The sequence below is a fragment of the Pseudomonas sp. PS01297 genome (assembly GCF_029959305.1).
In the GTDB taxonomy this organism is placed as follows: Bacteria; Pseudomonadota; Gammaproteobacteria; order Pseudomonadales; family Pseudomonadaceae; genus Aquipseudomonas; species Aquipseudomonas helleri.
Genome location: NZ_JASCPQ010000237.1, coordinates 1 through 255 on the forward strand (window position 1 = coordinate 1; position 255 = coordinate 255).

General features: G+C 53.7%; 1 rRNA gene. It reads right to left on the bottom strand.

What is annotated here, in order from left to right:
- Positions 1 to 255: ribosomal RNA gene (locus QMX84_RS26515) — 16S ribosomal RNA — on the bottom strand; the annotation flags it as partial.

A 255-nucleotide genomic window follows, 5' to 3' on the forward strand; every position in this document is an offset into this window, starting at 1 on the left:
CCATTACCTCACCAACTAGCTAATCCGACCTAGGCTCATCTGATAGCGCAAGGCCCGAAGGTCCCCTGCTTTCTCCCGTAGGACGTATGCGGTATTAGCGTCCGTTTCCGAACGTTATCCCCCACTATCAGGCAGATTCCTAGGTATTACTCACCCGTCCGCCGCTCTCAAGAGAAGCAAGCTTCTCTCTACCGCTCGACTTGCATGTGTTAGGCCTGCCGCCAGCGTTCAATCTGAGCCATGATCAAACTCTTC